Here is a 17,310-nt window from a genome sequence, read left to right as displayed (position 1 = left end):
TGTTCTATTCCATAATAGACCTCATCTTCTTTGTAAATCCAGCGTCTGTCACTGCAAGAACTTTTCTAGCCTTGCCGACAGCTGCACTCAATTCCAGTGTTGAAAACACTGTTACAACTTCTACTTGATAGGTATGACTTTTATCTGTTACTTTTTTACTTAAATTTCCAGCAGCATCTTCGGCTAAAAACACCAACTTTGCCTGCCCTTTTTGAATAGCTTCAACAACCAGGTCCTCACCCGAAACCAGGCGACCAGCTCGCTGGGCCAAACCTAATAAATTTAAGATTTTCTGTCTCTTATTCGAGTCCAAGTTCTCTCCTCTTGATCTTATGATCAACGTAGGCAATTAATTCATCGTAAAATTCTTCGGCCACTTCCATACTAAAGGAACGATCGAAGACACGACGTTTCTTAGCTTGGCTTGCCTCATCATTATCAAGCTTGATGTAAGCTCCACGACCATTTGCCTTGCCTGTTGGATCGATAAATACTTGACCTTCTTTATTTTTTACAATACGGAGCAAATCCCGTTTGTCGATGATTTCACCGGACACCACAGACTTGCGCAAGGGTATTTTTCTAGCTTTTGCCATGGTTGCTCCTTTTGCCTTATTCTTGTTCTTCTTCGACTTCTTCTACAACTTCGTCTGTTGCATATTGAGTTGCTTCAAAAGCTTCATACTCCGATGCTGACTTGATGTCGATACGGAATCCTGTCAAATGCGCTGCCAAACGAACGTTTTGACCTCGACGACCAATTGCCAATGACAACTTATCATCTGGTACAACGACTGTAGCATGTTTCCCATCTTCCGTGTCAAACAATACTTGGTCAACTTCAGCAGGTGCAAGGGCATTGTAGATAAATTCCGCTTCATCAGCTACCCACTCGATAACGTCAATATTTTCCTCAGTAGGAATCATACGGTCATTCTTAGCATCATAACGAGCTGGATGGAATTTGCTAGTGATTTTCTTGATATTTGAACCACCACGACCAACGATAGTACCGATGGCATCTACGTTTGGATTATGGCTACGAACAGCCACTTTCGTACGGTCTCCAGCTTCACGGGCAACACTCATGATTTCAACTGTTCCATCGTATACTTCTGGAATTTCCTGCTCCATGAGACGTTTAATCATTTCTGGATGGCTACGGCTAACAAATACGTTAACCCCACGACCATTGTCTTCTACCTTGTAGACATAGACTTCGATGCGATCATGAGATTGGAAAACCTCACCAGGAATTTGATCCTGTTTTGACAACTGTGCTTCAATCGTACCAAGGTTGACATAGATAAAGCGATTATCAAAACGCTCTACCGTACCTGACATAATCTCATTTTCATGTTGCTTGTAGGTATTGAAGGTAATGGCACGCTTTTGTTTGCGCATCTTTTCCATGATGGTCTGTTTAGCTGATTGAGCAGCTACACGTCCAAATTCCGCTGGGTCTTCTTGGAATTTAATTTTGTCACCCATTTCATAAGCTGATGAAATAGCCAAGGCATCTTTTAGACTAATTTCTAGTCGGCTATCAAATACTTCATCTACTACTTCACGAACAGTAAATACATGGAAATCGCCTTTTTTCTCGTCAAATTCAATCACTGCTGATTCTGATTGACCATAACGGCGTTTATAAGCTGAACGAAGCGACTCTGTAACTGCATCAATGATATCCGCTTTGTTAATACCCATGTCTTCCTCTAAAATACGGAAGGCTTCTAGCATTTCTTTACTCATGTTGTTTTCCTTTTGCGCTCAAAAGGTCCTTTCTTAAAGTCTAATATCTTTTAAAATACTCATGAAAGAGCATTATAACTTAACAGCCAAACGGGCCTTAGCCACCGTCTGGTAAGGAATAGTCACTTCCTTCTTACGAGTTTTATCCATATATTCCATAATCAGGTCTGTTCCATCAAAAGAGAGCAAAGTTCCTTCGAAAACCTTGATTTTATCAATTGCCTGATAGAGCTTGACATGGATGTACTTTCCAACTGCCTTTTCAACAGCATCTGCCGTTTTTAAAGGACGTTCCAAACCTGGACTTGTTACCTCCAGCATGTATTGGTCTGGAAATGGATCTGGTTTGATAGTGTCCAAAATCGGACTGATCTTTTCGGATAAATCTGCCGTATCTTGAAGAGAGATTCCACCCTCCTTATCGACAAAAATCGATAGGACATAGTCACCGCCCATTTTACCATATTCCACATCTACCAACTCGTAAGGAGTTTGAATAGCGGGGGTAATTGCTGCTGTGACCAATTCAATAATTGATGACATAAACACCTCCTACTTTTACAGTCGCTAGAAATACATTACTCAAATAGTTCGCACTATCCAGGACTCTCTATTTCCTTTGACAGTAAACTCCCTTGTACTATCATTCATTCTATATACAGAAATCCGTGTACAGGGAAAGGGTTGACTGACGCCAACCCCTTTTCTCATTATTCACTTCCATTATTCTATCATATCTATCCCTATTTGTAAAGGAAAACGATGGATTATAGTCATTTAGTTTATTCGACAAAGGAAAAAGGTCTCTGCTAGACCTCTCCTCATTTTCCACTAAGGGAATTATTGAAACTGTGCTTCCACACGATAGATGACTTGACCCTTGTTTGAGAATTTCTCCTCATACTCAGTCATAACGTTACCTTCCAAACCATCAGCATGCAAATCTAGCCAAACTTGCTTCAAGACCATGCCATATTGAGAAAAACTAGCTAGGCTATACTCAAACAGACCACGATTATCTGTTTTGAAGTGGATTTCTCCCTTCTCAGGTAGGATTTCCTTGTAGGTATCCAAGAATGACTTGTAGGTCAAACGGCGTTTCTCATGACGTTTCTTAGGCCATGGATCTGAAAAATTCAGATAAAGCTGATCTATCTCTGCCGGTGCAAAATAGTTGGTCAAACTCGAACCATCCACCTGCAATAATTTTATATTTGGCAAGCCAGCTTCAAGCACACGGTCCAAGGCATAGCTTAACACGGTCATCTGAATATCAATACCAATATAGTTAATATCTGGATTTTGCGCAGCCATACCAGTGACAAAGCGACCTTTACCAGAACCAACTTCTATGTGGATAGGATTATTGTTTCCAAAAATCTCTGCCCATTTCCCCTTACATTCCTCTGGATTGGAGATAACATACTGGGGATTGTTTGCTAGAAGCTCACTCGCTCCCTTACGATTTCTAACTCTCATACTTCCTTATAGAAACTCTGACGGAATTGCCGTAGAGCATAAATTTCTTTATTTGCAGCCAAAACATTGTAGCTTTCTACATGCTTAGCAATTTGGTTTAGATAGCCAAGCTGGCCATACCAATAAACCTTATTTAATACTGTGCTGTTATATTTGTAGCCATAAGCCCGAAGCCACTCTTCCCAGGACTGACGAGGAATATAATGCGTCAAAATATAGGCAACATCCAACATCCGATCCGTTACACAAGCGGTCTCCCAATCTGTCAAATACACCAAACCAGACGTCGTTTCTACCCAGTTACTATGATGCAAATCTCCGTGAACAAATGTTGCCACCTCTTGACGGAATCTTGGTAGATTATTCAATAAATCTTGGCAGATAGATTGCAGATAAGAATTCTGTCCCAATCTAGTTGGCGCCTCTTTTTGCCAACGATAAACCAAATCCTGAGGTTCCATATAGGTATAATTCATCTGCAAAGCCTGATTGAGCAAAATGCGAGAATAGTGCATTCTCACCAGTATTTGACGAATCTGTTTACTAGTCATATCTTGACGCTCCAAGGTACGACCATTCAACCACTCCTGCTCTACACGATGCCCCATTCCTACTTCACGATTTGCTGACAAAACGGGTGGTGTAATTTGCTCACGCGCAAGAGCAGACACTATCGGAGGCATCTCATACTTCACAAAGACTGGCGTTCCGTCTGACCGTAGGCCTTTAAACGCTTTGCCACTATTTCCTGCAATAGACTGTAATTGTAGCCCACTGGTATCAAACTGCATGCCTTTCCTCCTTTAAAAATTCCTTACTATTTTACTAATTTTCGTCTATTTAGTCAATCAATTTTTTTAATTTTAGAGGCAAATATATTTCATGCAAGAAAATCCCCACGAGAAGTAAGACGACTACCATCGTATTCTCTTTAGAAAATAGCAGAGCAAAGCCCAATTCCACCAGTAATAGACTGTATAAAATCACTCTAAGCAAATTCTGAAGACCGATTTTCTTGGAAGCTTTCTCCAAAGGATACAGTTGTGTTACATATTGATAATCATAGTGCTTGTAAAGCCCCAACAACTGGAAGACAAGCAAATAATGAAAGACTAAAACTAGGCCGATGGATAACCACGATTCTTCGATGGCAAATAGAGACAAAATCGCCAACAACAGTAGACGTATCGTCAAGCCCAAGTAGTCTCCTGAACGCAAGAAAGCCCGTAAGTAGAGATAAAACCAAGTCTGTCTCGACTTGACAAGACGCAAGATTCCATTGAGATAGCTTCTCGGTCTAACTGTCGTGCTGATGCCTTTAACCGTCGTAAACAAGGCAAAGAAACGTAAAATAGACTGTTTCCTTTTTTGTTCATCTTGAATAGCCTTAGACCAGTCCAATACTCCCTGTGACTGATAAGCCACTAATTGGCGCTTGACAAGAAGACATTTTAAAACCAACAAAGTAAGAAGACCAGCTACAATCATCCACACCGGAAAACCCAGTTTCAAATAGATTGGTAACAAAACAAGCTGAACCACCACCTGTATAGAGGACCAAAACAAGACCGTGCGTCTGGCCGCAACCTCGAGTCCTTGCAGAATGTCTTTTTCCTTGGTCAATAAGAAGATTTGATCAGCTTCTTCTAAATAAGTCGCAATTCTTCCGGACAATAGCACCAGTAGACTGATTGCAATAACCACCAAAACAATCGGCAACGGATTCTCAGGGAATGACAACAATAATTGACGGTATTGCAAACTCAAAAAGCCTAATAAAACCATGAGAACCAAAACAAAATGGTCATTCAGAACATAGCGCAGATATTTGGAACAACGATTTAAAAAATCTAGTCGGCGTTGTTGAAACAATTCTTTCATCCAGCCACTCCTTCTTGCGTCAAGGCCAGATAAATTTCGTTCAGACTTGCACCATCCATACCAAATGCACTTTGTAGCTCCTCCAAATTTCCAGTTGCACGGACCTGTCCCTGATGTAAAATCACAAAAGAGTCGCACATTTTCTCAGCTGAGTCAAGAACGTGAGTGGACATGAGAATGGAAGTACCCTTAGATTTTTCTTCCTCCAAAAGAGTAATCAAGTCAGAGATAGCCACAGGGTCTAATCCCAGAAAAGGCTCATCAACAATCAGCAGACTCGGCTCCACCATAAAAGCACAAATAATCATGACCTTCTGCTTCATTCCCTTTGAAAAGTTGACAGGAAACCAGTCCAATTTTTCATCCAAGCGAAACAGTTTTAACAAGTGCTCAACACGTCCCCAAGCTTGCTCCCAGGATAAATCATAGGCCATTGCTACCACTTCCAAGTGCTCTTTGAGGGTTAGTTCTTCATACAAACTTGGTGTTTCAGGGATAAACCCAATCTTCTTCCGATAATTTTCAGCCCCTTGTAGCAAAGTTAGGCCGTCAATTGCAATCTGTCCTTGATAAGGTGTCAAAAGACCGATAATTTCCTTAATAGTCGTTGATTTCCCTGCACCATTTAAACCAATTAGACCTACTAATTGACCATCCTCAACGGTAAAAGATACATCTTTCAAAACCGGGATATTGACATATCCTCCAGTTACATTTTTTACTTCTAACATACATTTCTTCCTACAATTTGATATAATTATTATAACAAAAATCCCAGAAAGAGGTTGCCATTATGTCGGATTGTATTTTTTGCAAAATTATCTCTGGAGAAATACCAGCTTCAAAAGTCTACGAAGATGACCAAGTATTAGCCTTCTTAGACATCACTCAGGTCACAAAAGGACACACATTGGTCGTCCCTAAAAAACACTACCGAAACGTGCTTGACATGGATGAAGAAGCTGCAGCCACACTCTTTTCTGTTGTGCCGACCATCGCTCGTCAGTTAAAAGAAAAACTTGGAGCTAGTGGTCTAAACATCGTTAATAACAACGAGGAGGCCGCTGGACAAACCGTCTTTCATACACACATCCATCTCTTACCACGCTTTAACAATCAAGATGGATTGAACATTCAATTTAAAGCCAACGACCCTGACTTCCCAGCCCTGGCTCAACTGGCACAAGAGCTCTATCTAGGAGAATAATATGAAACTTCGTAATATCATTTTAGCCGTAAGCGCCGCTACCGCCAGCTTCCTTGCAGTCACGCATCGGGATAAAATTGCTAAAGAAGTACAGGAAACCAAACAACTTCTATCAGATATTCAATTGAGCAAGGACAATATTCAGGAACAACTTGCCATTATCCAAAGTTTTCAAGAACCCTTGCAGGAAATGGCTTCTGACTTACAATATAAGACTCGAGTCTATCAGCAAAGTATTGCAGGAAACTTGGAAGAAATCCAACAGATTCTCAAAAAATACCAGAATGAGAATAGCACTCCCTGACATAGGGAATTTCCAAATATATAAAAATAGAGGTTGCAAACAACCTCTATTTTTATAGGCTTTTATACTCGCTCGTCAAAGTAATAAAAGAAAAACTGAATGACTACATTATTGTGACCCGTTTTCATCACCAAGTACTGGCTCTGTTGAAAAATCGATTACCTGCTCTTCTGTTGTTACAGTCGTAGTAGCTGATGGATTCCCTATTTCTGGATCCAAGCGTTCCGCCCACGGACTTGCTTCTAGCAACAAGAGATTTGTATATACATCATAAACGTTGATTGGACTTGGTAATCCCACTTGTCCTTCGTAAACCTTCACGTTTGTGACTAAGTCGGTCTTTTCTTCTAAGCCGATAGATTTTTTCAAAATATTTTGCATTTCCAATAGGTGTTCGCTGGTTGGTAATTGATAATAGATTGCATCAACCATTTGATCCACACCGCGCAACTGATAGGAATTCAACTTGGAGACAGAGTCTTTGTACCCCAAGAGACTTGGAATTGTCGCAGGACTAATCTCAATGTTGGTTCGCATATTATTGGAAATGGCAGTCAGAATCTTCTTATACTGGGTAAAACCGTCTAACTGAAGGAGTTTTTTTATAATAGCCGTTATAACTTCACGTTGACGTCTCTGACGACCAATATCCCCCTCAGGATCATCATAGCGCATCCGAGCATAAACCAGCGCCTGATTTCCATTTACCAACTGTTTCCCCGGCTGAACGATAGAGGTGTAGGCAGGCTCATGTTCCGAAATGGATATAGGGAAGCCAAGAGTATTATTTACCTCAATACCTCCAACCGCATCAACAAGCTCAACCAGACCATCCATATTTATTTCGATATAGCGGTCAATATTAATATCCATCATCTTTTCGATCGTGGCAATGGCCATCGGTGCCTGTCCGTAGCTATAAGAATGATTTAGTTTTTCAACCGTTCCTGAAGATTCCCCGCTCGCTTCTGCGATTTCAACCATAATATCACGAGTCAAGCTCATCATATTGGTTTCCTTAGTCTTAGGATTGACGGTTACCAAAATCATCGAATCACTACGACCACCCTCCCAATCTCCTCCACGGGTCGCTTGGTCCATATCCACCCCCATCAGTAGGATAGTTAGGGGCTCTGTCGCATCAATCGGAGTGATTTTTTCTTCTCCATCTAATTGCTTAAATGTTTTCGAAATAGCATCCGTAGAAAAATTTAACAAGCTGGCTCCATATATTAAGCCGGCACCTACTGTTAAACCAATAATAGCCAAAGACATTAAGAATATTTTTTTTCCAATTGTCATACTTCACCAATTAACTTGCCCATATAATAAAGATCAAGCCATTCTCCTTTATCTGTTCTAGCCCCACGTACCTGGGTTCCTTCAATGTTAAATCCTAGTTTTTGGTATAAATGTACTGCCGCCTGATTGCGAACCTGAACCGTTAATTCCAAACGCTTCAATACATCCATTTCCTCTGCCCAATGCAATACTTCTTCCAGTAAAATCGTCCCTAGACCGTGACCCCAATAGGCTTTTTTTACTGCAATAAAAATATTTCCGATATGGCTAATGCGAAACTGCTTAGAGGACTTAACAGAAATTGCGCCGACGACTTCCAAACCAACCTTAGCCAACAGGCACAATTCACGAGGATTTTCGATTCCTGCTTCGAAGATGGTCTCCATTTCATCAACACTAAATCGAAAACCAGTCTCATCCATGACCAGATAATCCGTTTCTCCAGCAACTTGATTCATAAAATCAATAAAAGCTGCTGCATCAGCTGGTTCAGCTTCACTAAAATACACTTCTTTTTCAGACATTTTGGAACTCCTTCGCTAAATCGCTACTTTGAGCCCCATGAGATTCGACTGTCAATCGTCGACCATCTCCCTCTTTCTCTATACGAATGAGCAAATAGTCATCAAATAGACTGACATCCAGTAATTCTCCCCACTCGATAACCGTTATACCACCTCCATAAAGAAAATCATCCAAATCAATCGAGTCAGGATCATCTCCAATTCGATAAACATCTAAGTGATAGAGTGGCATGTTCCCCTCATACTCTCGAACAATCGTATAAGTAGGACTCTTAATCATCTGTTCAATTTTTAAACCCTTGGCCAAACCCTTGGTCAGAGTTGTTTTCCCAGCACCCAAATCTCCTGATAATACTAGAACTTGATTTGGCTTACAGGCTTTCCCAATTCTCTCACCAATGGCAATCAATTCATTTTCATTCTGACTATACATATCTTTAATTATACCATAGCCCCAGTAGTTTGTCATAGGTCTACTGGAAATTGTAGACAAGTCGACAGAAAAAATCGCAAGCCAGAGCCTGCGATTTTGTTTATTCTACGCTGAAAAGATATGGGTAGACTGGTTGATTTCCTTGATGGATTTCGACCTCGACATCTTCAAATTGTTCTTCTAGCTGTTCAGCAAGAGTTTGAGCCAATTCTTCATTACCATCTTCACCGATGTAGATTGTCACGATTTCGCTATCTTCATCGAGCATTTTCTCAAATGTAGCGACAAGTGTTTCCATCATATCTGGATTAGAAACCACAATCTTGCCATCAACCATACCAAGGTTATCATTCTCATGGATTTCAAGACCGTCAATGGTTGTATCGCGAACCGCAGTTGTCACGCTGCCGCTTTTCACCTCTGCAAGCGATGCCGTCATCGCTGAAAAGTTGCTTTCCAAATCACGACTTGGATCAAAGGCAAGTAAGCTAGTAAAACCTTGTGGTAGGGTCTTAGTTTCCACAACCTTAACTGCAACTTCTGCAACCTCAGCAGCCGTCTGAGCAGCCATCAAGATATTTTTGTTGTTTGGCAACAAAATGACATTGCGGGCATTAACCAATTCAATAGCATTGACAAAATCTTCTGTTGATGGGTTCATAGTCTGACCACCTGAAATCACATAGTCAACGCCTTGTGATTTGAAAATTTCTGTCAAACCTTCACCAGCAGCAACCGCAATAATAGCATACTCTTTTTGTTCAGTCGGTTTTTGGAAAGTTTCTTCTTTTTCGACCTGAGCTTCATGTTGCTCACGCATATTGTCCACTTTTACCTTGACCAAGCTACCGTATTGAAGACCCGCTTGCATGACCAAACCTGGATCTTCTGTATGGACATGGACTTTAACGATTTCATCATCGTTGACCACAAGGAGGGAATCCCCAAGGTCGTTGAGGTAGTTACGGAATTCTTCATAATCAAAGTCCTTCACATAAGTAGGACCTTGGCGAAGAGCTACCATGATTTCGGTACAATAACCAAAGGTAATATCCTCAGTTGCTACATGACCAGCAACTGACTTATGGTGCTCAGCATTGATCATTTCAGACATAACAGCTGGTGTCGCCTCAAAATCTTCCGAAGCAATATACTCACCCGTCAAAGCTGACAAGAAGCCTTCATAAATGTAAACAAGACCTTGTCCACCTGAATCGACAACACCAACTTCCTTCAAGACTGGAAGCATCTCTGGCGTTTTCTTAAGAGCACGATTAGCACCGTCAAGAGTAGCACGCATGACCTCAACCGCATCATCAGTCTCTTCTGCCTTTTTCAAAGCGGCAGTGGCTGCCCCACGCGAAACAGTAAGAATAGTACCTTCAACTGGCTTCATAACGGCTTTATAAGCCACTTCTACACCATGTTGAAAGGCTTGCGCCAAATCCTTACCGTCCAATTCAACCTTGCCTTTAACAGATTGACCGAAACCGCGGAACAATTGTGACGTAATAACACCTGAGTTTCCACGAGCTCCCATCAACAAGCCCTTAGAAAGAATTTGTGCAACTTCTCCAACAGTAGAAGCAGACTTATCTGCTACTTCTTTAGCACCATTGGTAATAGTCATCCCCATATTGGTACCAGTATCCCCATCTGGAACTGGGAAAACATTGAGTGAGTTCACATATTCGGCTTGTTTATTCAGACGAGTTGATGCTGCTTGCACCATTTCTTGAAATAAACTAGTTGTAATTTTAGACACAATTATTCTCCTACGACTTTGATATTTTGGATAAAGACATTGACGGCATCTACAGAGATACCTAGTTGATTTTCCAAGTTGAACTTAACACGTTCTTGGATATTGCGAGATACTTCACTGATTTTTACACCGTAGCTCATCACAGTATAAACATCGACTGCAATGCGACCATCTTCCAAGGTCTTGATCACAACACCTTTAGAATAATTTTCTTTTCTCAAAAGTGCTTGAAAATTATCCTTGATCGCAGACTTACTAGCCATCCCAACAACACCGAAAATCTCAGTCGTAGCACCGCCAACAACTGTGGCAATCACGTCATCAGTCAATTCGATTTGGCCGTCTTTAGTATTGATTTTAACAGTCATAATTCGTTACCTCAAATAGTTTTATCACTCCATTTTACCACATTTTCTGCTTTCTGTAAAAAACAAGCTTGTTACATCGGATTTTACAAAAAAAGAGCTCCCAAAGGAACCCTTTTCACAATTAACCTAAACGCTGCTTAGCATCTGCTGCACGTTGGAAAGCTTGTCCGACATAGTTGATACAGAGCATCATCACAAGGATGAAGATGGCTGCTGGCAACCAAATCCATGTCTTGTTTTCCAAAATATCTGCATTGCGGGCATTGGCAATCAAGGTACCCAAACTTGGTACTGTCGATGGTAGACCGAAACCAAGATAAGTCAACGAAGTCTCGATACCGATATTTCCCGCAAAGTTCAAGGTCAAGTTAACGATAATCAATGAACTTAAGTTTGGTAAAATTTCACGGAACATAATCATGAAGTCGCTTGTTCCCAATGTTTTTGATGCATTGACATAATCCAAGCTTGCCTCTGACAAAGTCCTTGTACGGAATAGACGAGCCTTGGCCGTCCAATAAAAGGCACTCATGATGAGAATGAAGTGATAGATCGTATAGTTCTTGATAACTGTCACGAAAACAATGATCAACATTGTTACCGGCAAAATCATGATGAAATCGACAATACGCATCAAGAATCCGTCCAAACGACCACCGTAATAACCAGAAATCAAACCGATAGAGATACCAACGATACTAGTAATAATCGTAATGGTAAAACCGATAATGATTGAGTTACGAGCACCGATAATCAGCTGACCAAAGATATCTTTACCACCTTCATCTGTCCCCAAGATATAGCCGTTAACACCTGGTTCCAAGTAACGTCCCAAAAGGTTGACTTTCATAACTTGTTCTTGATTCAACAGAAGTGCACCGATAAAGACTGCTAAGAGAACCGTCACTAAGATAATTAATGAGGTCAATGCAAGTCGATCTTTCATAAACTCCCGCGCGATGACACGGAAGCCACCTGGAGGAGTTGAAGCAGATTGTACTTGTTTTTTATTTTCTTTACTCACCTTACTCCTCCTTCTATTTCACACGGATACGTGGATCCACGATACTCATGATAATATCTGAAATCAATGTCCCCAACAAAGTACCCATACCAAATACCAACAATAAAGCTAAGATAACACTATAGTCACGACTAGAAATAGAGTTAAAGAATAACTGACCGATACCTGGGTAAGTGAAAATATTTTCAATAAAGATAGAACCACCAATTAATCCTGTCAATTCATAACCCAAGAAAGATGCGATCGGTAAAATCGAATTACGGAAAATATGACGGTTATAAACAACTCTCTCAGGAACACCTTTGGCACGAGCTGTACGAACATAGTCCTGGCTCTTAGCATCAATAATCCCCGTACGGAGATATTGAATAGTAACTGTTGTTGACAAAATCGCCATTGTAATCGCTGGCAGAATCATATGGTGTAAACGACTGAGAGTCGCTGCAAATCCTTCCACACCACCGCTAATCGAACCGCGCGTCGGGAACCAGCCCAAACTAAAGCCAAACATCCAGAGCATGAGGATGGCAAAAACGAAAGTTGGAGTTGAAAATGTCAAGAAGTTATACACGCCAATGATTTTATCTGCAAGTGAGTTTTGATAACGACCTGCAATCATACCCAATGGAAGTGCAATCAAATAAGTCAATACCATCGTCAAGAGGGATAATCCAATTGTATTATTCAAGCGCTGCATGATGACATCAACAACTGGTTGTTTAAAAATAACACTCTGACCAAAATCTCCTTGCAAAAGATTGCCTACCCAACGGAAATACTGAACAGGGATTGGGTCATAATAACCTGCCGCAATCCGTTTTTGTTCAATGATTGCTGGATCAATATTTGGGTCAATCAATCCTGTAAAGGGATCCCCCGGCATCATCTTCGCAACAAAGAACGCAATGACACTCAAAATAATAATCTGCGGAATCATCATGAGTAAACGACGTAATACTGTTTTCCACATCTTAGTTCTGACCTCCTTCTGGAAGGGCTACTTGATGAGTTTCTGAGAAGGATCTCAAATCGTACACACGACCGTTTTCATCATAGTATTGACCTTGCATTTCTTGATATTCTTTTTCAGCAGCCAAACGCTTTTCTTTATTCTTCAATCGATTGAGTGGGTCAATCGTTGGAATAGCTGACAACAAACGTTTAGTATAAATGTGTTGTGGATTATTATAAATATCGTTCTTATTTCCTGTTTCTACGAAACGTCCGCGATACATGATGAACAATTCATCACACATGTGTTGCACAACACCGAGGTCATGGGAAATAAAGAGATAGCTGAGCTTAAACTCATCTTGGATACGTTTCATATAATTCAAGACCTGTGCCTGCACAGACAAATCCAAGGCAGAAACCGGCTCGTCTGCAATAATCAAACGAGGATTACTAGCCAAGGCACGAGCAACACCGATACGTTGGCGTTGACCACCTGAGAATTCATGAGGATATTTAATCAGAGCTTCTTCATTTAGACCGATTGTATCCAAGAGTTGAAGAACTTTTTTCTTTTCTTCATCTGGAGATAAACGGTCAAAGTTACGGATTGGTTCCGCAATGATGTCCAAAATACGTTTTTTAGGGTTAAAACTTGAAAGAGAATCTTGGAAAATCATTTGAACATCACGATTAAAGTTTCCTTTTTTACCACGTGATTTGTTGGTTACATTTTGTCCCTCATAGATAATCTGACCAGAAGTGGCACGCTCTAAACCGATAATTGCCTTACCAATGGTCGATTTCCCAGAACCTGACTCACCTACCAAACCATAGGTTTTTCCTTCTTCAAACTCAATATTAACGCCATCGACAGCATAGACATGATCCGTCACACGGTTAAAGAAGCCACTACGAATTGGATAATGGACTTTTAAATCTTTTACTTCAATAAATCCCACTATTAGGCCTCCCCTTCAAAATAGAATGTCTCATGGCAGGTACAACGGACAAAGTGATTCGGACCTACCTCGTGCATGCTCGGATTCTCTTCATGAGCCTCTGCTCCAATCCACGGAATACGTGGAGCAAAACGGCAACCCTTACGAACCATTTTTGTAATCGGTGGCACAATACCTTCAATAACATGAAGATCGCCACCCTCGCTACCTGATTGAGGATTTGACTTCAAGAGCGAACGTGTATATGGATGTTTTGGATTGGTAAACAATTCTTCTACTGGCGCTACTTCGACAAACTGACCACCGTACATGACCGCCACACGATCAGCAGTCTCTGCAACTACTCCCAAGTCATGAGTAATCAAAATAATACCTGAACCTGTCTCCGCTTGAATATCATTTAAGAGATCCAAGATTTGTGCTTGAATTGTAACATCCAAGGCCGTTGTAGGTTCGTCCGCAATAATAATTGGCGGTTTACAAGACAAGGCCATAGCAATAATGATACGCTGACGCATACCACCTGAAAGCTCATGTGGATACTGTTTAAATGTCCGCTTAGGATTTGGAATACCTACCTGAGCCAAGAGTTCCAAAACTCGCTCTGTACGAGCATTGGCATCCAAATCAGTATGATAGAACAGTGCCTCATCAATCTGTGCACCAATCGTCATCAATGGATTTAGAGAAGCCAAGGGATCTTGGAAAATCATACCAATATCATTACCACGTACCGTATTGTACTTAGCTTCATCCATGCCAATCAATTCCATATCATTGTACTGGATGCTTCCTGTGATTTTGGTATTCAAAGGGTTATGCAAGCCCATGATGGTCGTTGCCAAAGTTGATTTACCACAGCCAGATTCCCCTACAATTGCCAAAATTTCATTTTTTTGCAATGAGATATCAACACCGTCAACAGCGTCAAAATAATCATCTCCAATACGGAAACCGACGTGTAAATCTTTAATGTCTAAAAGCGGTTTTTCGGTAGCCACGCTTTCTCCTCCTTTATGTGCCAGCTAATCAAGCTCAATCAATTCAATAGCCTTACGATTATCAAGTTCATATAACGTTTGATTAACTGACTTTATATAACTACTCTAGAATAACATATTTCTACCAAATTATCGTTTGATAGCGATTACCCAGAAGTAAAAAATGTACCTATATCCAATCATAAATCAAGACCATCTCTATCACTGTCTCAATTAGGAATTGAGTAGGTTAATGTTCTTCATCTTGAGTTTTTGTTAGTAGGGACTCATTTTTGTGTACTGAGTCTACTATACCACAATTATCTGAAAATTCCAATAGCAATCTGAAAAAAGCCAATCAAATTGGCTTTTTCAGATTCTATTGTCTTCTAACAAATTATTCTGCCACTACACCTTTATCAGCAGTAAGTTCGATACCCTCATAAGCAAGACCTGTACCTGAAGCTGAGCCGTATTTTGTATCATAGCTTTTCACACGTTTATTAACCGCAGTAATTTTTTCTGACTCAAACGTTGGAATAGCAAATGCTTGCTCGTGAGCATATTTTTGCCAAGCCTTATAGTTCTCAACGTTTTTCTTATCATCAAACGACTCTGCTGAACTGATAGCTTCCAATAACTTAGTGTTTTCATCGGACACGAAACGTGACATATTGAAGGCTGCGATAGGCCCCCATAGACCACTTGGGTTTGGATCGTAACCTGTTGACCATCCACCAGCATACATATCAATAGCAGCATCATTAGCCTGAACTGAATTGTAGAACGACTTCCCTTCAACTGTACGCCCTGTGTAAAGTTCGACATTCAAGCCAACTTCTTTCCACCAAGCAATGTATTGTTGTACAAGAGCTTCGTTAGCTTCAGTACGTTTACGAGCCGCAAAGGTAATCTTGAATGCCTTACCATCTTTGCCTTCACGGATACCATCACCATCTACATCTTTGTAGCCAGCTTCATCCAAAAGTTTTTTCGCTTTTTCAGGATCGTACGAATAGCCTTCCAATTCTGAATCATGAATATCGCCGAAGAATGAGATAATCAATGATTTTGCAGGGTGGTAAAGACCGTTGTACAATGACTTACCAGCTGTCTTGGTATCAATCGCATAGGCAATCGCTTGACGAAGTTTCACATCATTCATCTTGGCATTTTCATCCATAACGTTCTTACCAGCTGCTTCGTCATATTTACCAAAATTAAATGAGATATACTCATAAGACGACTCTAACTGACCAACGATATTCAAGTTAGAAGCATCCTTATATGAATCTAACTGATCAACCGGCATTTCTGCGATATCATAATTCCCCGCTTTCATTTCAGAAACAATAGTATCAGGAGATACGATGTCAATCTTCAATGAGCTTGTTTTTGGTTTCGTACCCTTGAAAAAGTATTCGTTTGGTACGTAAGTGATAGACTCACCATTGACGATTTCCTTAATCTTCCACGGCCCCATACCAACAAGCTTCGCAGTACGTGAGTATTCGCTCTTTTCCCAGTCTGCAACAGGGATATCTTTATAGATGTGTTCTGGTTGGATATAGGCTGGGACATCACCACCTGCATACATCATTGAAGGGGACATTTCTTTTACAGTCAATTCTACTGTATAGTCATCAACTTTCTTAATACCAGAGACGTCTGATGCTTTTCCATCAACAAATTCTTGCATACCTTCAATGTTCAAGAATTTATCATCAAAACGAATACCTGTATAGTCTTTGCTTGCCATTGACTTAATTGTAAAGATATAGTCGTTGATTGTGAATGGCTCACCATCTGACCACTTGTAATCCTTACCAGTCAAGCTGACTGTGATTTTCTTGCCTTTTACATCAAATTCAGCCTTGGCAAGACCTGAGTCGTCCAACTTACGTTCTCCGTCGTAACCGAACATTGAAATATCAACCATACCACCAAATGTTGAATCAGTAGTATTCTCAGTCAACTCGTCAATTAAAAGACCTGATGAAGTTGTAGGAGATACCCAAGCATATTTCAATTGAGCATCTGCGACTGCTGTTCCATCTTGTTTTACTTCAGCTGGGAATGACAATTCCTGTTTTGCTGCACCTGATTGTTTTGAACCACATGCTGCAAGAACAGATGCTGAAAGGAGAGTCACACCTGCAAGTGCAAAAAGTTTCGTTGTCTTTTTCATAAAACACCTCTGTTTTCTTTTTGTTTGACACTTATTACTATGTCTTATAAAAATCATTATATCATAAATTTTTCTTAAATAAAGTCTTTTTGTCAGAAAATTTTGTAAAAACATATTTTTTCATCATTTTCTCATTCTTTACATGTTTTTTCCAAATTTTTCTCACATTTCTTGTGATATAATAGAA

Annotated in this window: 20 protein-coding genes; 2 read left to right on the top strand and 18 right to left on the bottom strand. The window is 40.4% G+C overall.

Features of this window, described 5'->3' with window-relative positions:
• Positions 1-4 precede the first annotated feature (4 nt).
• The 8 genes from K5Q29_RS05740 to K5Q29_RS05705 form a co-directional block, all read right to left on the bottom strand.
• Entirely contained in the window at positions 5-313 is a 309-nt protein-coding gene (locus K5Q29_RS05740) for a YlxQ-related RNA-binding protein (protein ID WP_002942377.1), read from the bottom strand.
• Positions 300-596: an RNase P modulator RnpM gene (gene rnpM / locus K5Q29_RS05735; protein WP_002942375.1), complete on the bottom strand. Its 297-nt coding sequence runs from the start codon at positions 594-596 to the stop codon at positions 300-302. The genes K5Q29_RS05740 and rnpM overlap by 14 nt, the downstream gene beginning before the upstream one ends.
• A gap of 16 nt (positions 597-612) precedes the next feature.
• The gene (gene nusA, locus K5Q29_RS05730; protein WP_014638606.1) at positions 613-1,755 is read right to left on the bottom strand and encodes a transcription termination factor NusA; all 1,143 of its coding nucleotides are present in this window, start codon (positions 1,753-1,755) and stop codon (positions 613-615) included.
• Positions 1,756-1,827: 72 nt separating this feature from the next.
• Positions 1,828-2,298, bottom strand: coding sequence for a ribosome maturation factor RimP (rimP, locus tag K5Q29_RS05725; protein ID WP_002942369.1), 471 nt, complete (start codon positions 2,296-2,298; stop codon positions 1,828-1,830).
• Positions 2,299-2,595: 297 nt separating this feature from the next.
• A complete protein-coding gene (gene trmB, locus K5Q29_RS05720; protein ID WP_002939002.1) occupies positions 2,596-3,234 on the bottom strand; it encodes a tRNA (guanosine(46)-N7)-methyltransferase TrmB in 639 nt (212 codons plus the stop codon).
• Entirely contained in the window at positions 3,231-4,025 is a 795-nt protein-coding gene (ccrZ, locus tag K5Q29_RS05715) for a cell cycle regulator CcrZ (RefSeq protein ID WP_002942360.1), read from the bottom strand. The genes trmB and ccrZ overlap by 4 nt, the downstream gene beginning before the upstream one ends.
• A gap of 49 nt (positions 4,026-4,074) precedes the next feature.
• Positions 4,075-5,115, bottom strand: a complete 1,041-nt coding sequence (locus K5Q29_RS05710; protein WP_105139094.1) for an ABC transporter permease — start codon at positions 5,113-5,115, stop codon at positions 4,075-4,077.
• Positions 5,112-5,846 carry an ABC transporter ATP-binding protein gene (locus K5Q29_RS05705; RefSeq protein WP_024406554.1) on the bottom strand — a complete coding sequence of 245 codons (735 nt, stop codon included), beginning with the start codon at positions 5,844-5,846 and terminating at the stop codon, positions 5,112-5,114. The genes K5Q29_RS05710 and K5Q29_RS05705 overlap by 4 nt, the downstream gene beginning before the upstream one ends.
• 62 nt (positions 5,847-5,908) lie before the next feature.
• Here K5Q29_RS05705 and K5Q29_RS05700 point away from each other — a divergent pair, with 62 nt between their 5' ends.
• On the top strand, positions 5,909-6,322 hold the full coding sequence (locus tag K5Q29_RS05700; RefSeq protein WP_029171023.1) for an HIT family protein: 414 nt from the start codon (positions 5,909-5,911) through the stop codon (positions 6,320-6,322).
• A gap of 1 nt (position 6,323) precedes the next feature.
• Positions 6,324-6,626: a hypothetical protein gene (locus K5Q29_RS05695; protein ID WP_024395377.1), complete on the top strand. Its 303-nt coding sequence runs from the start codon at positions 6,324-6,326 to the stop codon at positions 6,624-6,626.
• Between the two features lie 108 nt (positions 6,627-6,734).
• On the opposite strand, the gene K5Q29_RS05690 is transcribed toward K5Q29_RS05695, so the two are convergent.
• The 10 genes from K5Q29_RS05690 to K5Q29_RS05645 all read right to left on the bottom strand — a co-directional run bounded on the left by K5Q29_RS05690 (position 6,735) and on the right by K5Q29_RS05645 (position 17,123).
• On the bottom strand, positions 6,735-7,928 hold the full coding sequence (locus tag K5Q29_RS05690) for an LCP family protein (RefSeq protein ID WP_105139095.1): 1,194 nt from the start codon (positions 7,926-7,928) through the stop codon (positions 6,735-6,737).
• The gene (locus tag K5Q29_RS05685; protein WP_105105672.1) at positions 7,925-8,452 is read right to left on the bottom strand and encodes a GNAT family N-acetyltransferase; all 528 of its coding nucleotides are present in this window, start codon (positions 8,450-8,452) and stop codon (positions 7,925-7,927) included. Before K5Q29_RS05685 ends, K5Q29_RS05690 begins: the two co-directional genes overlap by 4 nt.
• Positions 8,445-8,885, bottom strand: a complete 441-nt coding sequence (tsaE, locus tag K5Q29_RS05680) for a tRNA (adenosine(37)-N6)-threonylcarbamoyltransferase complex ATPase subunit type 1 TsaE (RefSeq protein ID WP_105139099.1) — start codon at positions 8,883-8,885, stop codon at positions 8,445-8,447. Before tsaE ends, K5Q29_RS05685 begins: the two co-directional genes overlap by 8 nt.
• 100 nt (positions 8,886-8,985) lie before the next feature.
• Positions 8,986-10,650, bottom strand: coding sequence for a DAK2 domain-containing protein (locus K5Q29_RS05675; protein ID WP_105139096.1), 1,665 nt, complete (start codon positions 10,648-10,650; stop codon positions 8,986-8,988).
• 2 nt (positions 10,651-10,652) lie between these two features.
• Positions 10,653-11,018, bottom strand: coding sequence for an Asp23/Gls24 family envelope stress response protein (locus tag K5Q29_RS05670; RefSeq protein ID WP_002939192.1), 366 nt, complete (start codon positions 11,016-11,018; stop codon positions 10,653-10,655).
• Between the two features lie 121 nt (positions 11,019-11,139).
• Positions 11,140-12,042 (bottom strand): ABC transporter permease, encoded by a 903-nt coding sequence (locus K5Q29_RS05665; protein ID WP_024394948.1) that lies wholly within the window; start codon positions 12,040-12,042, stop codon positions 11,140-11,142.
• A gap of 13 nt (positions 12,043-12,055) precedes the next feature.
• The gene (gene opp4B, locus K5Q29_RS05660; RefSeq protein WP_002938143.1) at positions 12,056-13,012 is read right to left on the bottom strand and encodes an oligopeptide ABC transporter permease; all 957 of its coding nucleotides are present in this window, start codon (positions 13,010-13,012) and stop codon (positions 12,056-12,058) included.
• A gap of 1 nt (position 13,013) precedes the next feature.
• On the bottom strand, positions 13,014-13,955 hold the full coding sequence (locus K5Q29_RS05655; RefSeq protein ID WP_002938145.1) for an ATP-binding cassette domain-containing protein: 942 nt from the start codon (positions 13,953-13,955) through the stop codon (positions 13,014-13,016).
• A gap of 2 nt (positions 13,956-13,957) precedes the next feature.
• Positions 13,958-14,956 (bottom strand): ABC transporter ATP-binding protein, encoded by a 999-nt coding sequence (locus K5Q29_RS05650; protein ID WP_002942324.1) that lies wholly within the window; start codon positions 14,954-14,956, stop codon positions 13,958-13,960.
• Positions 14,957-15,332: 376 nt separating this feature from the next.
• Complete coding sequence (locus tag K5Q29_RS05645; protein WP_105139097.1) at positions 15,333-17,123, bottom strand: oligopeptide ABC transporter substrate-binding protein; 1,791 nt, start codon at positions 17,121-17,123, stop codon at positions 15,333-15,335.
• Between the last annotated feature and the right edge of the window lie 187 nt (positions 17,124-17,310).

Source organism: Streptococcus sp. 2018037, assembly GCF_019754195.1.
Lineage (GTDB): Bacteria > Bacillota > Bacilli > Lactobacillales > Streptococcaceae > Streptococcus > Streptococcus hashimotonensis.
The sequence above is the reverse complement of the archived record's forward strand: the minus strand, read 5'-3'. Positions and strand labels throughout refer to the sequence as shown.

Excerpts from the sequence above, each read along its gene's own strand:
- rimP (WP_002942369.1), bottom strand. The coding sequence starts at position 2,298 with ATGTCATCAATTATTGAATTGGTCACAGCAGCAATTACCCCCGCTATT.
- K5Q29_RS05690 (WP_105139095.1), bottom strand. The coding sequence starts at position 7,928 with ATGACAATTGGAAAAAAAATATTCTTAATGTCTTTGGCTATTATTGGT.
- ccrZ (WP_002942360.1), bottom strand. The coding sequence starts at position 4,025 with ATGCAGTTTGATACCAGTGGGCTACAATTACAGTCTATTGCAGGAAAT.
- K5Q29_RS05670 (WP_002939192.1), bottom strand. The coding sequence starts at position 11,018 with ATGACTGTTAAAATCAATACTAAAGACGGCCAAATCGAATTGACTGAT.
- trmB (WP_002939002.1), bottom strand. The coding sequence starts at position 3,234 with ATGAGAGTTAGAAATCGTAAGGGAGCGAGTGAGCTTCTAGCAAACAAT.
- opp4B (WP_002938143.1), bottom strand. The coding sequence starts at position 13,012 with ATGTGGAAAACAGTATTACGTCGTTTACTCATGATGATTCCGCAGATT.
- K5Q29_RS05645 (WP_105139097.1), bottom strand. The coding sequence starts at position 17,123 with ATGAAAAAGACAACGAAACTTTTTGCACTTGCAGGTGTGACTCTCCTT.
- tsaE (WP_105139099.1), bottom strand. The coding sequence starts at position 8,885 with ATGTATAGTCAGAATGAAAATGAATTGATTGCCATTGGTGAGAGAATT.
- K5Q29_RS05695 (WP_024395377.1), top strand. The coding sequence starts at position 6,324 with ATGAAACTTCGTAATATCATTTTAGCCGTAAGCGCCGCTACCGCCAGC.
- K5Q29_RS05705 (WP_024406554.1), bottom strand. The coding sequence starts at position 5,846 with ATGTTAGAAGTAAAAAATGTAACTGGAGGATATGTCAATATCCCGGTT.
- nusA (WP_014638606.1), bottom strand. The coding sequence starts at position 1,755 with ATGAGTAAAGAAATGCTAGAAGCCTTCCGTATTTTAGAGGAAGACATG.
- K5Q29_RS05710 (WP_105139094.1), bottom strand. The coding sequence starts at position 5,115 with ATGAAAGAATTGTTTCAACAACGCCGACTAGATTTTTTAAATCGTTGT.
- K5Q29_RS05700 (WP_029171023.1), top strand. The coding sequence starts at position 5,909 with ATGTCGGATTGTATTTTTTGCAAAATTATCTCTGGAGAAATACCAGCT.
- K5Q29_RS05685 (WP_105105672.1), bottom strand. The coding sequence starts at position 8,452 with ATGTCTGAAAAAGAAGTGTATTTTAGTGAAGCTGAACCAGCTGATGCA.
- rnpM (WP_002942375.1), bottom strand. The coding sequence starts at position 596 with ATGGCAAAAGCTAGAAAAATACCCTTGCGCAAGTCTGTGGTGTCCGGT.